Source organism: Thermodesulfovibrionales bacterium, assembly GCA_035622735.1.
Classification (GTDB): Bacteria; Nitrospirota; Thermodesulfovibrionia; order Thermodesulfovibrionales; family UBA9159; genus DASPUT01.
The window spans coordinates 49,603-62,577 of sequence record DASPUT010000077.1 but is presented as its reverse complement, the minus strand read 5'-3'; the positions used below and the strand labels follow the sequence as shown (position 1 = coordinate 62,577).

The following is a 12,975-nucleotide window of genomic DNA, read 5'->3' as shown; positions in this document are numbered from 1 at the left end:
AAATCAGAGGACAGGAGGGGATGTATGTTTGAGATCGACGACGTAAAAGGACAGGCAGCGAAGATTAAGGTAGTGGGTGTGGGAGGAGCGGGGGGCAATGCCGTAAATAACATGATAGCCTCCGGTCTCCAGGGAGTCGATTTTGTCGCCGTGAACACTGACATGCAGGCACTCGAGACATCGCTCGCCGCGACAAGGGTTCAGATCGGTGCTTCGATTACGCGGGGGCTCGGAGCCGGCGCCGACCCGCAGATAGGAAAACAGTCCGCCCTGGAAGACCGGGAAGTCTTGGCCGACTCCCTTCGCGGCGCCGATATGATCTTTCTTACAGCGGGCATGGGAGGAGGTACCGGCACCGGCGCCTCTCCCGTTATCACAAGCCTCGCGAAGGAGATGGGGATATTGACCGTGGCGATCGTCACAAAACCGTTCTTCTACGAAGGAAAGACGAGGGCGCTGAAGGCTGAGGAAGGGGTGCGGGATCTCAAGGTTAACGTGGATACCCTCATCGTGATCCCCAATGACCGTATATCTCTTGTCGTCGAAAAGAAGGTGGCATTCCACAAGGGCTTTTCCGTTACCGATGAAGTCCTCAGACAGGCGATACAGGGGATCTCCGATATCATCCTGACCCCCGGTCTCATTAACGTCGATTTTGCCGATGTGAAGACGACGATGGAGAACACCGGAAGGGCTGTCATGGGCGTCGGGGCCGGAAAGGGAGAAGGCGGCGCTATTGAGGCGGCGAAGAAAGCGATAACGAATCCCCTCCTCGAAGACTCGTCCATCGAAGGTGCCAGGGGAATCCTCATCAACATCACCGGCGGCACGCAGCTCTCTCTCGGGGACGTGCAGGACGCCGCCTCGATTATTTATGACTCCGCCCACGAGGGCGCAAATATCATATTCGGAGCGGTCATTAATCCGGATGTCGAAGATGAAGTGAAGATTACCGTCATAGCAACGGGTTTTGACGAAAAGAAGGAGAAGGTCGAACTGCAGCAGGTAAGGAAGTGGGCGCCTGTCAGGGAGCCGCTCACCTACCGCGGCTCTGAGCGGGTTCTCGCAAAAAACATAGTCCCCGCGGTCAGCATGAACGGCATAGCGTCTGACCTGATGCCTTACGAAGACCCCCTTGATGTCCCGACGTTCTTGCGGAATGCTCCGCAGAGGACGATGTAGGCTTCTTTCTTTCCCTCCCCCAAGGGGCCTCCACCCCCCTGGAGGCCCCGCCCCTCCTCATTCAGAAAGGGTCCTGCGGGGGCGTTCCTCTCTTGCCCGCGGTCCGCAGGAATTTCTTGTGAGCAGCGTTATTTGTATGTATAATGAAAGAAAAACCTTGGGCTAAGGAAGGTCGAGGGCATGCAGGAAGTGAAGAAATTCTCGGTGACGAACGGCGACGAGGTGATACTCAGGCTGGCAACGCCTGAGGACGCCGGTGAGATTATCGTGACGCTGAGATCCACCTCTCTCGAGAGAAGTTATGTCTTGATGGAACAATATGGCAAGGACATTGAATCTGAGAGGGAGTATATCAGAGGCATAGACCGTAAGAACAACCTGCTCATCGTTGCGACGGTGCGGGGTAAGGTCGTCGGGACTCTTGCCGCCTTCCAGGCAAACGGCGGGCAGAGGCCGGAGACCGCACATGTCCTTTTTATCGGACTCCATATCGTCGAATCCCTTAGGGGGTTGGGCATCGGTTCGCAGATGCTCCGGTATACCGTCGAATGGGCGGCGGAGCACGGGTTTAAGAAGCTCGAGGCGAGTATCTTTACGACGAACAAGCGGTCGCTCCATGTCTTCAACAAGGCCGGTTTTGAACAGGAGTGCAAGAAACTGAAGAAATTCCGGATCGGGCATGATTATATCGATGAGGTCTGTATGGGTAGGTTTCTCGACTGAATCGCTTCCCCGTCGACGGTTGAAGCAGCATGATAATGGACGACTTGTCGGGAGGCTTACAAGAAGTGCAATACCTTGGATTCCGGGTATGCATTAGATTGTTCTTCTTTGGAGCTTCGGCAGACGTTTCAGGCTTCCCCCTCGCTGCTGGAGGCTTGCTCACCGCGTCTGACTCCTGCTCCCTTACCCAATGACTTGGTTCTAAGCCTTAACCCGTTCCAAGGCATTGCCTTCTTCTGATTCAACCGTATCAGTATTTGATGAGGTTGTCAAGTTCTTCCCGCCCCTTGAAGTGCCATGGGCATCTTAGCGCCGACATCGCTTGATCGCTCGAATTTACCGACATTCACGGAGAACATCTTTGCCGCCTCTTCCTTTACTGGGAGTAAATGAGAAACCATACCCGCGGTGACTGAAACGCTCTCTCCAGGCAGTTTCCCGGCTGCGATCCATTGAAATGTTCGAACCCAATTTCGTTCTTGATTTTAATCGAGAGTAGTATTATCCTATTTGCGGATGCATTGTCGCGAAAAGCAGCTTTGGCGCATGCCTCCCGGACCCGGATGATGAACCCGAAGACGGAGGGTAAGTTGGACGAGAGAACCGCAATAATCATTGTTGATAACGATGAAGCAATGTTGCCGATACTCCGAGAGATGTTCGAATCTCATGGTTACCGATGCGAAACGTGCACGAGTTCCGAGGCCGCCATTGAATGTTTAACGAAAGGCCATTTCCACATTATGCTGGCAGACGTCGCAATGCCCGGCATGAATGGTTTTGAACTCACGGAAAAAGCGAGAAAGTTCAGACCCGACATGGCGACCATTATCATGACAGGTTTCATTGACGATTTCTCGTACGACAGAGCCATAGATGCCGGGGCATCGGACTTCATAAAGAAGCCCTTTACCATGAAGGAAATACTGCATAGGGTGAACCACGTCAAATTACAAGAGAGACTCCGTCTCCTGACAATCACTGATGAACTCACCGGCCTGTACAACCGGCGGGGGTTCTTCACGCTCGCCGAGGAGTTTCTCAAGCTCGCCAAACGGCAAAAGAAAGGGATATACATGCTCTATGCCGATTTGGATCATCTGAAATCGATTAATGATAGGTCAGGCCATCACGAGGGCGATGAGGCACTAGTCGAGACCGCTAAGGTCCTCAAAACAACCTATCGGGAGTCAGACATCGTTGCCCGGATAGGTGGTGATGAGTTTGTCGTAATTCCGGTAGGAATTACCGGAGATAACATAGAGAAGATTATCGCCCGCCTGGAGAAGAACATGAAAAATCAGAATGCTTCGAGAAATAAGAACTACAACCTGTCATTGAGTCTCGGCGTATCTCTTTACAACCCGGAAAAGCCGTGTTCCGTTGACGAATTGATTTCGCACGCGGATGAGATGATGCACGAACATAAAAGGATAAAACATAAAGCGTAATGTACGGGGAAGCTGGTTGGAAGGGAAAGAGACGTAAAGGCGATCGGGTCAGCTTGTGAACTGGTAATCCTTGAAGGCTTCTCCTGCTGTTTCATATCCCACGCGCATCCTCTCCCTAAGAACGTCTTGGGAGAAATCGAGAGTGTCGCCCAAATCATCGGGCGGTTCGATCAATACCGACTTGAAGGCCTTGTAGACATCGGTTTGGCCTTCGTCCTTATAAAGGTCGATGCCGTGCTTTCGGGCTTGTTCGACAAGATTATTTATCGTGAGAAAGAACCTCACATCCGATCTGAATATTTCATTAATCGTAATGTCCGTCAGTGACCTCTTTGCGATAGATAGGATATCTTTCGCCGAGTCAGCATCAGACGACAATTTTTCAGGATTACAATTAATCATGATGACATCGGTAGGATCTTCATCCAATACGTCTCCGAGAGGACTCACATTCCGGATGCCTCCGTCGACGGCCTCCTCAAAGTAGAGGGCATTTCTCAACCGGATCTTCTCTATCGGCTCCCATATCACGGGTATCGCTGTTGTGGCGAGTATCGCGCTTCGAAAATCCTCGTCATCGTCGAAGTCAGAAGGGCGGAAAGCCCTATACTCGCCGCTCACGAGAGACACCGCGCCTATTCGTAAATCATATTTATCAGTCTTCATGTCCTTCAGGCTGATTATCTTGCTCAGTCTGTCCGACAGGGGTTTATTGCTCATGATAGATTTGGCCCCGAAGACGATTTTTATCGCCGCTGTCCAGTTGAGGCTGCCCTCATAAACTTGATCTGCGCTGACCGTGTTCCAAAGCTCCTCGAGGTCGGCGAATTTATCCATCGCCAGCATGACGGCATTGAGAGCGCCCACGGATACGCCGGCGATGATCTTATACCGGAAGTCAGGATACCTCTTCTTTATTTCCTCTTCGATGTATTTTATGGCGCCGAATTGGAAGGCTCCTTTCGCACCCCCGCCGCTCAGAACCAGAGCCACCTTACTCATGGCCGACCCCGGTCATAGTTTTGCCCTCGCATTATTTCAGTCTCATGAGGAGCATTGCAGAAAGTTCAAAATTCGGGTATTCTTCTTCGCGCACTTTCTCATAGAAGTCGCATGTCTTACAGTTAGAAAATTTCTGGGCAAATGTGCCCTGCACCTCATCCCTGCATAAGGTTCCAGCCACGACCCAGCATGCCCTGCCGGCATCTACACCATCGTGCACTCCATCCAGTCTCTCTTCCAAAGTCGCGGGACATCTGCCCAGATCCTGTATATGGAGCCCTCCTAATTGTCTCCCGCACCTTTTTGAATTCCCAACAATTCAGTTTCGATTTTCTTTCCATCAGGGCACCTCCCTCTGAGTTCCGAGATAGGACAGGGTGCGTTAAGCACCTTGTCTCGTGGTATAAGGCTTCTTTCTCAAAGCAAACATTCCGGCCTCTTCCCGCTTTTTCTCCGACATTCAAGCTTTACAGTTAATTGATTCGTATTATTGATAGCCCTGAGGGGCGTGTCAACGTCAACTTTCAATTATGGCAGGACCTCATAATTATATTTTCTGTTGAGGGCAGCAGATGTACTACCGGACCTTCTTCCTGTAAGCAACGCGCGTTGCAACTCGTTATAACTGCTGACTGCCCATCCTATCAGACACCAAGCCGTAGAAACAAATGTGTGATTATTCGGAAGTAACTTTTTTCATGTGTCAAATGAACGGCGATGAAGAATACCGTTAGTACAAGGCTATTATTCCTTAACAAGGGTCCAGTTTCCATCAGGATTATATGATTTCATCTGTTGAGCAATCTTGGTGGTCTCTGGTCCAAGGTTCTTCTGATAGACTTTCCCTTGCTGATTGACAACGAATGTCATAACACCCGATTTCTTCCAGTCCGAGGGAAATGCGATCAGGGCAAAACCTGCAACCATGTTGCCATTGATAACGTAATTGTATTTTCCCCCCGGGGCATTTTTACCTTGTTCAGTCAAGATTCTAAAATAATATCCGTGAAATGGTGTTGCCTCTTCCCTGAAAGCGGCCTTTTTCTTCTTATATCCTTCCTTCCACGCCTGAGCGACGAGTTCCCCGAAGGGACTCACCTCTTCTCCCTCCTTCGTTCTCCAAAAAAGACCGTTCTTCCTACCAGGGTCACTTCGCAGCTTCTGTGCATATGCCAGTACACCGGTGCCCTCCCAATCCTTCAGGGCATACTCTCGCTGAGCCTTCACGTACGTGCGACAAACGAGCATGGCGGTAAGTTCGTTTTCTCCGATACGACGGTTTAGGATCTCTTCCTTGCCTGCCTCAGTATCAAAGAACCACTGGTTATCCCTTTTCACAATCGGAATGGGAAAGGGCCAGTCTTCATTACCGACGTGAAGCATCACCGTCGAATCATTCTCTTTCACAAGATTAGTTTTTTCTTGCAGGTGTTTCGTAAATGCCTCAAGGGCAGCAGCGTGCTGCACCTCGTCATTAGAGAGAACCTCTTTTCTGGCAGGCCCGAAAATCTGATCCAGCGCGGCCGTGTCGTTTGACTTCACGGCCTCTGCGAGTGCTTTGACAGCGTCTTCTGGTGTGGCAAAATATCGTTGGGACGCTGCACCGGTCCCCGTCACATTCCATAAGACCGCCATCGCTAAAGCCAAAATGGATGTTACTAAAGCAATCTTCTGCGATGAATGAGATGTGGAGTCTGCTGAAACTGTCTTCATGACGTCCTTCCTTTCTTCGTACTCAATCGTGCCCTTAGCAGTCAGAAGTTGTTTAACTAATCCGATCCTGTTACCGGTGTCCGCCGCTACCGGGTTCGCCGCGGCTCGAAGGAGCGCCGACCTTGTTCACCGAAGCTGGCGCGGTGGATCCTCCCACATTGCTCTGGCGGCTCGCTTGGCCACGCATACTCTGCGTTTTGACTTCATTGAGTCCCCTGTAGCCTCCGAAGACAGCAGGAGCTTGCGGCGCCGGATGTGGTACGGCAGCGGGAGCTTGCGGCGCCGGACGTGGAACGGCAGCAGGAGCTTGAGGTGCTGGACGTGGAACGGCAGCAGGAGCTTGAGGTGTCGGACGTGGAACGGCAGTGCCGAGGCTTTCTTTTCCCCTATCGCTAAATTGCCTGGTATTGGCGTTGGGGACGAACGGGCCAGCCGCAGGTCCCGTGGGTGTCGAACTCCTTCCCCTGACTTCAGAGCCGTGCGGATAGCTGCCGCTTGGAGCTCCACCCGGTCTCGACGTCCAATACCTGTCTGGATCGCCGTGCGATGGATTGTGCCTCCATGTCTGATTGATGTAAGGTCTGCTCCTTTGAACGTAAACATTCGTTATGTGCACATAGGGCCTTGCATGATTGACCCACCCAGGGCGATTCCACCCATGGTAGAAGACGTGGTGGTGACCCCAGTCAAAGTCAAGGTCCAGCCAGCTTCCGATCGTAAACACCAGGGGAAATGTAACGTAAGGAGGCAGGACGGGGATCCGTGCTTGAACGTACACGATTGATGGATCATACTGAGGCACATAAATATATTGAGGTTGGGCTGGAATGATCTGAATATCGCCTCCCTCCGTAGTAACAGCCTGTTGATCGTTACTCACAAGATTCCCGAGGGTCTGCGCTTGCCACCTCAGACGCTGAATCGAATTGGTCACATCTTCCGGCTGGTTCAGAAAAGCATCACCAACGCTAGCAGTCCAATCGATATTATCAGCCATCATATAGAGAACCTGTGGGTAGTGGGCAATGGCCCCGACGTTCTCATCCCAATTTTGCTCATCAACAAATGATGGGTCGCCACCGCTTCTCAGCCAACCTGCCGCATCAACAACGTCCGACGGGTATGTCGAGGCTGGCAACATCTGGGCTAGCAACGGGTCCGGGTAGAGAGCGATAGGAGCGAGGAGGTCATCAAGCTCCTGGTCTGTTAATACATATGCCGCTGACAAATCCCTCGCCGTGCCTATAACAATTGATAGAGAAAGAGCTGCCAGGAGTGTCGCCAGAAAACTCTTTATTTTGCCCCCGTTCATAAGCTCACTCCTTCTCTCATAAAGTCTTTTGGATTAAGAAGCGTGACTCATGGCTGCTTCTGTCTTATCTGAGTCAAACCAGTAAGGGCCACCTTTAATAAAATCTTAGTACAGAATTCACCTGTTGTCTATCCTTCTTTCGCGGTTTTTTTTCGCCTGTGAAATTACTGATGTTATGACACGCTGTCACGACAGCGAACCAGTTTCCTGAACACCTGAAGCGATCAGTTAGGCATTGACTTAGCCACCTCTCCTGTTTATCCCTTGCCCTTTTGAGCAGTTCTACAAGCTTTTCACGCTGCTTTCAACAAAGAGCCTTCTCCCCCCGCTTCAGCCGCCTTAACAGGCCCTTCTCAATATGCCGGCATAGCGTCGCCCTGGATATCCTCAGAATCCGCCAGAAAGCCTGAGAGGTACTTCATAAATCAACATGTCTTAGCCATAAGGGAAAGGTGCTGATTACTGCCTCCAATTGGCGCTCAAAATGTGTCAATAGGGGATGACACGTTGATGCAGACGAGGGTGAATTTCAGATTTCACCAGCACATTCGTGGATATCTTATTCGCAAGGGGCTGGCATTGATAATTCCGTTTGCTTTGAAGGCTTTCTGATCACCTTGTCTTATTTCCGGACACTTTCTCAGCGGAGAGCTCTTGTGAGCGCTTCGCGTACCAATGTAATGACGCTATAGTTTAACTAATTGTAAATTAATGATATTTATTCCCTTTGGACGTATCGATTATAAGGAACCTCCATCTTGGCATAAACCTTGCGATTAGGCCTTATGCCGTTAAACATAACGTAACATTCTGAGAGGAGGAGATTATGAAGTTATCAAGAATCGTATGTGTTATCGTCACGTTCCTGCTGTTAGGCATTAACGGTCGCATTGCACAAGCAGATCAGCTAAATCTCGCCATCATGGAGGACATGCGCGGTGCCGTTAAGAAATATGCGCCGCTCATAGAATACTTAAATAATAAAGGGATCCAAGTTAGCCTCATTGAGGTTCCAACTTATCCTATCGCGGCAAAGACATTTGCATCGGGGAAAATTGATGCCATGTTCAGCGGTTCCGGGATTGCGGGCACAATGATGATCAAGGGAGTAGCCAATCCATTGGTCCGGCCCCTGAGTAAGGAGGGTATTAGTACTTATTCTGCTATTATACTCGCTCCTAAAGGTTCGCCCAAATTTACCGGTTCAGCCGACTACTTCACAGGCAAGAATGTCATCTTTACTTCCTTGGCCTCTGCGGGGGAGTTTTACTTTTATTCCATTCCTAATATCGCATCTGTTAATGCAATCAAACTGCCAGTTCCATCACATGGATATGGCATCGAGGCACTCGCACATGGTGGCGGCCAGATAGCGATCGTGAAGAACCGTGTCTGGGACAAAATGAAAGATAAGTATCCACACCTCGAAGCGGTCGGCGAAGGCAAAGGAGAATATCCAGATAATACTTTGATTGTGTCCTCGAAGACGAACAAAGAGACAATTGCGAAGCTCGCTCGCGCTCTGCTCACCTTAAAGGATGATAATTCTCCGCAGACCCAGTCGGTCCGAGATCAAATGGACATTCAGGGCTATATTAAAACAACGACTGGTGATTTCAAGGACACTTTTGAAATATTGAAAAAAGGCGGAGTGGATCAGTCATTTAACTTTGCCTTTAAATGATTTGTTTTACTGAGGAGGGTACATCATGAATCCAAAGATTGATTGGTGCGACATTAAATCCCGCCGTTGTCTGGTTCTGCATTTTGACGGTCACTTCTTCAAAGAGGACGCCAAAAATGCAGTCAGGAAAATCACATCCATGATTGAGTCGATGCCCGACAAACTCGTGATGGTCTGGGAGTGCACCCGCATGACCGATTCGATAGTAGTGCCAGAGAGGCATAGCAGAAGTTCATCAAAGCTATTAAGCCAAAATTGGAGACTATACATCTGATCTCCAACAAGTTCCTTATACGAGTCGGAGCCTGCACCATCGGTGCTTTTGCCGGCATCAACATTCATGCGTGGGCAGACATGGAGCAATTCAACGCCGGATACTAAACCCTTATTTATCAGGTACACTTCAGGTGCTGATTCTGTTTGTTTCTGGAGTCAATCTCTCATAGTTTAGTTTTTCTATATCTGAGGGCTGTCGGTGAACTCGTTAAAGCAACCCGAGAGCAATAGGCAAAGATTTCCAGTTGAAAATACGAGCCGTAATTCCGTTACACGAGGTGTCAACGCAAATGCTGACTATTGCATGTCAAGCCAGTCAATTTTTCAACAAGTGGTTTGAACAAACCGAAACTTGCTCACGGCTGTCGAGACCACAAACACCCGTATATTATTGACATCCGTATCGGCGGGAGTAACGAAGAATCCAGGACGACTGGGATCATAACCCAATGTTGATCCCACCATCACCTCACCATCCAAAAATGTCACTTCAACCCGCCGCCCGTTAGCCTGCTGGCCGTCGGCAAAGTGTTTCCTTTCATGGTATTCGCGGTTACCCTTAAAATCCTTTACGAAAAATACTGCCTTAAGTTCCTTCATGTGAATCTCGACACCTTTATCGATAGATCCAGACTCAATCGGGCGAACGTGAAAGAAAGGCTTGTTGGGAAAAAAATCATTCGTGAAGCCTTTTATCAGCCCACCATGGGCATATCTGATGACCACTTTTACCGGTTCCATCTTCCGCTCATCCTATGAGTCATCCGGAACTTTTTCAACGGTTTCCTCAAGGCCGCATTCGCGGTATGTCCGATCAGCTGTCGCGTAGATTTCTCCACGTTTCTCTTGTCGCGCGACGAATATTCCGGAGAGGTGAGACCAGTTAAGCAAATACCTGATGAAGTGAAGATAACTGGCATCTTTCTCTATGACCTCAACCCCCATCCCGATTTTCCCATTCTTGGGTCTTCTCACCCCCGCCCCAGCGGGGTTTGTCCATGCCCTCTTCACCTTACCCCGCAATTTTGAAATCTCGCCATAGGGAAGATAGAGCAAAATGTCGAGAACCGTGCCCGGCGCCTGAGGATGATCTGTTCTTATGAACATTCCCTGCAATGAAAAATTACTCGAAGTTCCGGCATGTCCCATCCCTCCTGAGAAAAATTCGACATCGCAGTGTTTAATAAAGCGCTTATGTCTTCTCCTATTAACCATAGCTCCCACCCGCACGTTCTCTTGTCCGGACCTTGAGCACGACAGAATCTTTCCCATCTAACGCTCTCTGGTAGCGGACCCCGGCTTCCCCGCACTCTTCTCGGCATGTCTGAGGAGTATCAGTGGTCCGAGAATGCAGAGGATCACCGCAGCGGCTGCAGCATACCAAACAAAATCACCGTAGTTCATAACCCTCCAATGCCCCTTCACGATTTTTTTCAACCTCATTTGGGTGAGACAAGGCATGGTATCCTTCTTCCGTGAGAACCAATGCATACGCTTCACCCCATTCCATGAATCCCCTATTCACAAGCTCATGGACCGCCTTGGTGAAATTATCCTGATGACACTTCTCCCATTGAGTCTTCGCATAAAACAGATTGAACAGGGACAGATGATGATGCTTCTCTATCCCGTATTGCAAGAAAACATCCATAATCAGCCTTGTGGTATCAGACAGAGTACTCATATCTCCTTCCTCACTGAGATACCTGCAAGACTCGTTCCATAATCAGGACTTTCAAGAAACGAAACAAAAAACACGCAAAATCAATAGATTTGTTGTAGGTTTCCCTATGAAGAAAACTCGTGCTTGACCGAAAAAGCTTCGGCCTGTATGAAAGTAGGACGCTTCACCCAGTGCGGTATGTTCCCGATTCTTGCTGAAACCGAAGCCGGCCTACAACTTCATGAACCTGTTTTCTTGCCATTTCTGCCGGTGATGACAGGGGTACTCCCGGCATTGTGGCGACGAAGGGGGAATGATAAAATAATTCGAGGAGGATACGATATGCGAGCGATTCGTGTTTTCTGTATGTTCCTTGCGCTTTCATCTCTCGTATGTTCCCCGTGGCATGAGAGTTCATACGGTAAGGAAGCATCGCCTCCCGGACAGGAGGCGCTTATCGATAAATATCATGAGATTGAAAGAGAACTGAAGGAAAGCACTTCCCCGATTCCCTTTTATCTGGAATCGACCGAAAATAATAATGTCTCTCACGGCGATATTTACGGCATCCTTCATTATCCCTTCGACACGATACGAAATGGGCTTCTCGTGCCTGCCAATTGGTGCGAGATTGTTTTGCTTCATCCTGACATAAGGGCATGTACGTATCAGAAACTGCGTCATAGATGGCTGATCAATATCTATAACGTCAAGAAATTCTCTCAGCCTCTTGGGGATGCGTACCACATGAAATTTGTATTCCCGGCAAGTACGCTGAAAGACTTCTATTTCGACATCGCGTTCACGGCGGATGTGGGCCCTTTTTCTACACAGGATCACCACTTCGAATTTGAGGCGGTGCCGGTAACCACAGGCTCGACATTTATTCATTTGAGCTATTCTTATGGTTACAGTTCCTGGGGGGCTTTCCTCATGAAAGTATTCGGCAGCGGTAAGGTCGGATTCACGGTTACCGGTCTGGACAGCTACGGCAATCCCGTTTACATCAGCGGTCTGAGGGGCTCGGTGGAACGTAACGTTACACGCTTCTATCTCGCGGTTCTCGCGTATCTGGATACATTAGAGATTCCTGTGGAGCAACGATTTGAGAAACGGATCGGTGAATGGTATGATTCGGCAGCCCTCTATAAGAAACAACTCCTCGGAATGGAGAAGGAAGAATATCTCATTTACAAGAGACAAGACCAGAGAAATCAGCAAAGGCTCCAGGGTGATTTGAACGACGAAGTAAGACCTGCCGAAGGGTTACTGTTTGACGGAAAAGAATGATGCTCGCATCTAATCCGCTTTTTTCTCGACATTTATTTCCGTTGATATGCCTCTGCGATGAGGCACTATGAGCGGACTCAAACATTCGAGCCTGAATAGAGATATATTGCGGGACAATAGTTCCGTTCGCGGACACTAAACGTTTTTCATAACCAGGCATCAGCTCATACAGTCACGATTACCCTTACTACCCCATGCTTCGATGAGACAGATGTCAAATCAGAGCTGTTTCCTGAATTCGAACCTATGGAGTCTCTTTAATCTCTCAACTGGAAGAAAAAGCCTGTGGTTGCCCTTCCGATACCGTCAGAGCTGATGACTGCCAAATCCCCCGACTGATCACTCGATGAAAGAACAAGCAGATCGTAGTAGAGATTGGCATCCCCTTGCATTACCACTCCACTGCTGTCTTTCAGTTCCCAGTGGTTACCATCCAGTGACAAAATGAAGCCGGTATCGTTATTGAAACTCACTGGTTTGGATGCCAGCATGCAACCAGCCAAGGTTAAGCAGTCAACTTCCTGAACACTACTATCCCACCCAAAAACCCTGTAATCGGCGCTAAAGGACATACATGGGATAGCCAACATCAGAAGAATGCCCAATAGAATCTTTTTCATTGCTCCCCTCCCCGTAACAGTAATTATTGCAAACTATAACATGGAAACTATTCAGTATC

Annotated in this window: 14 protein-coding genes; 6 read left to right on the top strand and 8 right to left on the bottom strand. The window is 49.3% G+C overall.

The window, feature by feature from the left end; translation table 11 throughout:
• Positions 1 to 24: 24 nt before the first annotated feature.
• The 3 genes from ftsZ to VEI96_04390 all read left to right on the top strand — a co-directional run bounded on the left by ftsZ (position 25) and on the right by VEI96_04390 (position 3,356).
• Positions 25 to 1,182, top strand: coding sequence for a cell division protein FtsZ (ftsZ, locus tag VEI96_04400; protein HXX57218.1), 1,158 nt, complete (start codon positions 25 to 27; stop codon positions 1,180 to 1,182).
• 180 nt (positions 1,183 to 1,362) lie between these two features.
• Positions 1,363 to 1,905, top strand: coding sequence for a GNAT family N-acetyltransferase (locus VEI96_04395; protein HXX57217.1), 543 nt, complete (start codon positions 1,363 to 1,365; stop codon positions 1,903 to 1,905).
• A 590-nt stretch (positions 1,906 to 2,495) separates the two neighbouring features.
• On the top strand, positions 2,496 to 3,356 hold the full coding sequence (locus tag VEI96_04390; GenBank protein ID HXX57216.1) for a GGDEF domain-containing response regulator: 861 nt from the start codon (positions 2,496 to 2,498) through the stop codon (positions 3,354 to 3,356).
• A 48-nt stretch (positions 3,357 to 3,404) separates the two neighbouring features.
• On the opposite strand, the gene VEI96_04385 is transcribed toward VEI96_04390, so the two are convergent.
• The 3 genes from VEI96_04385 to VEI96_04375 all read right to left on the bottom strand — a co-directional run bounded on the left by VEI96_04385 (position 3,405) and on the right by VEI96_04375 (position 6,071).
• Positions 3,405 to 4,358: a patatin-like phospholipase family protein gene (locus VEI96_04385; protein ID HXX57215.1), complete on the bottom strand. Its 954-nt coding sequence runs from the start codon at positions 4,356 to 4,358 to the stop codon at positions 3,405 to 3,407.
• Positions 4,359 to 4,389: 31 nt separating this feature from the next.
• The gene (locus VEI96_04380; protein ID HXX57214.1) at positions 4,390 to 4,599 is read right to left on the bottom strand and encodes a hypothetical protein; all 210 of its coding nucleotides are present in this window, start codon (positions 4,597 to 4,599) and stop codon (positions 4,390 to 4,392) included.
• A 503-nt stretch (positions 4,600 to 5,102) separates the two neighbouring features.
• Entirely contained in the window at positions 5,103 to 6,071 is a 969-nt protein-coding gene (locus tag VEI96_04375) for a DUF2950 domain-containing protein (GenBank protein HXX57213.1), read from the bottom strand.
• Between the two features lie 2,138 nt (positions 6,072 to 8,209).
• Between VEI96_04375 and VEI96_04370 the strand changes: the two genes are divergently transcribed.
• Both VEI96_04370 and VEI96_04365 read left to right on the top strand, forming a co-directional pair.
• Positions 8,210 to 9,067: a PhnD/SsuA/transferrin family substrate-binding protein gene (locus tag VEI96_04370; protein HXX57212.1), complete on the top strand. Its 858-nt coding sequence runs from the start codon at positions 8,210 to 8,212 to the stop codon at positions 9,065 to 9,067.
• A 25-nt stretch (positions 9,068 to 9,092) separates the two neighbouring features.
• Positions 9,093 to 9,341: a hypothetical protein gene (locus VEI96_04365; protein ID HXX57211.1), complete on the top strand. Its 249-nt coding sequence runs from the start codon at positions 9,093 to 9,095 to the stop codon at positions 9,339 to 9,341.
• A gap of 326 nt (positions 9,342 to 9,667) precedes the next feature.
• Here the strand turns inward: VEI96_04365 and VEI96_04360 are convergent, their stop codons facing one another.
• Genes VEI96_04360 through VEI96_04345 form a run of 4 tightly spaced genes read right to left on the bottom strand, consistent with a single transcriptional unit; the run spans position 9,668 to position 11,027 of the window.
• Entirely contained in the window at positions 9,668 to 10,084 is a 417-nt protein-coding gene (locus VEI96_04360) for a hypothetical protein (GenBank protein ID HXX57210.1), read from the bottom strand.
• Between the two features lie 12 nt (positions 10,085 to 10,096).
• Positions 10,097 to 10,558, bottom strand: a complete 462-nt coding sequence (locus VEI96_04355; protein HXX57209.1) for a PilZ domain-containing protein — start codon at positions 10,556 to 10,558, stop codon at positions 10,097 to 10,099.
• 57 nt (positions 10,559 to 10,615) lie between these two features.
• On the bottom strand, positions 10,616 to 10,747 hold the full coding sequence (locus tag VEI96_04350) for a hypothetical protein (GenBank protein ID HXX57208.1): 132 nt from the start codon (positions 10,745 to 10,747) through the stop codon (positions 10,616 to 10,618).
• Positions 10,734 to 11,027 carry a hypothetical protein gene (locus VEI96_04345; protein HXX57207.1) on the bottom strand — a complete coding sequence of 98 codons (294 nt, stop codon included), beginning with the start codon at positions 11,025 to 11,027 and terminating at the stop codon, positions 10,734 to 10,736. The genes VEI96_04350 and VEI96_04345 overlap by 14 nt, the downstream gene beginning before the upstream one ends.
• Before the next feature lie 321 nt (positions 11,028 to 11,348).
• On the opposite strand from VEI96_04345, the gene VEI96_04340 reads away from it, so the two are divergent.
• Entirely contained in the window at positions 11,349 to 12,296 is a 948-nt protein-coding gene (locus VEI96_04340) for a hypothetical protein (protein ID HXX57206.1), read from the top strand.
• Positions 12,297 to 12,553: 257 nt separating this feature from the next.
• On the opposite strand, the gene VEI96_04335 is transcribed toward VEI96_04340, so the two are convergent.
• Entirely contained in the window at positions 12,554 to 12,916 is a 363-nt protein-coding gene (locus tag VEI96_04335) for a hypothetical protein (protein ID HXX57205.1), read from the bottom strand.
• Positions 12,917 to 12,975 lie beyond the last annotated feature (59 nt).

Excerpts from the sequence above, each read along its gene's own strand:
- ftsZ (HXX57218.1), top strand. The coding sequence starts at position 25 with ATGTTTGAGATCGACGACGTAAAAGGACAGGCAGCGAAGATTAAGGTA.
- VEI96_04395 (HXX57217.1), top strand. The coding sequence starts at position 1,363 with ATGCAGGAAGTGAAGAAATTCTCGGTGACGAACGGCGACGAGGTGATA.
- VEI96_04385 (HXX57215.1), bottom strand. The coding sequence starts at position 4,358 with ATGAGTAAGGTGGCTCTGGTTCTGAGCGGCGGGGGTGCGAAAGGAGCC.
- VEI96_04375 (HXX57213.1), bottom strand. The coding sequence starts at position 6,071 with ATGAAGACAGTTTCAGCAGACTCCACATCTCATTCATCGCAGAAGATT.
- VEI96_04370 (HXX57212.1), top strand. The coding sequence starts at position 8,210 with ATGAAGTTATCAAGAATCGTATGTGTTATCGTCACGTTCCTGCTGTTA.
- VEI96_04365 (HXX57211.1), top strand. The coding sequence starts at position 9,093 with ATGAATCCAAAGATTGATTGGTGCGACATTAAATCCCGCCGTTGTCTG.
- VEI96_04360 (HXX57210.1), bottom strand. The coding sequence starts at position 10,084 with ATGGAACCGGTAAAAGTGGTCATCAGATATGCCCATGGTGGGCTGATA.
- VEI96_04355 (HXX57209.1), bottom strand. The coding sequence starts at position 10,558 with ATGGTTAATAGGAGAAGACATAAGCGCTTTATTAAACACTGCGATGTC.
- VEI96_04350 (HXX57208.1), bottom strand. The coding sequence starts at position 10,747 with ATGAACTACGGTGATTTTGTTTGGTATGCTGCAGCCGCTGCGGTGATC.
- VEI96_04345 (HXX57207.1), bottom strand. The coding sequence starts at position 11,027 with ATGAGTACTCTGTCTGATACCACAAGGCTGATTATGGATGTTTTCTTG.
- VEI96_04340 (HXX57206.1), top strand. The coding sequence starts at position 11,349 with ATGCGAGCGATTCGTGTTTTCTGTATGTTCCTTGCGCTTTCATCTCTC.
- VEI96_04335 (HXX57205.1), bottom strand. The coding sequence starts at position 12,916 with ATGAAAAAGATTCTATTGGGCATTCTTCTGATGTTGGCTATCCCATGT.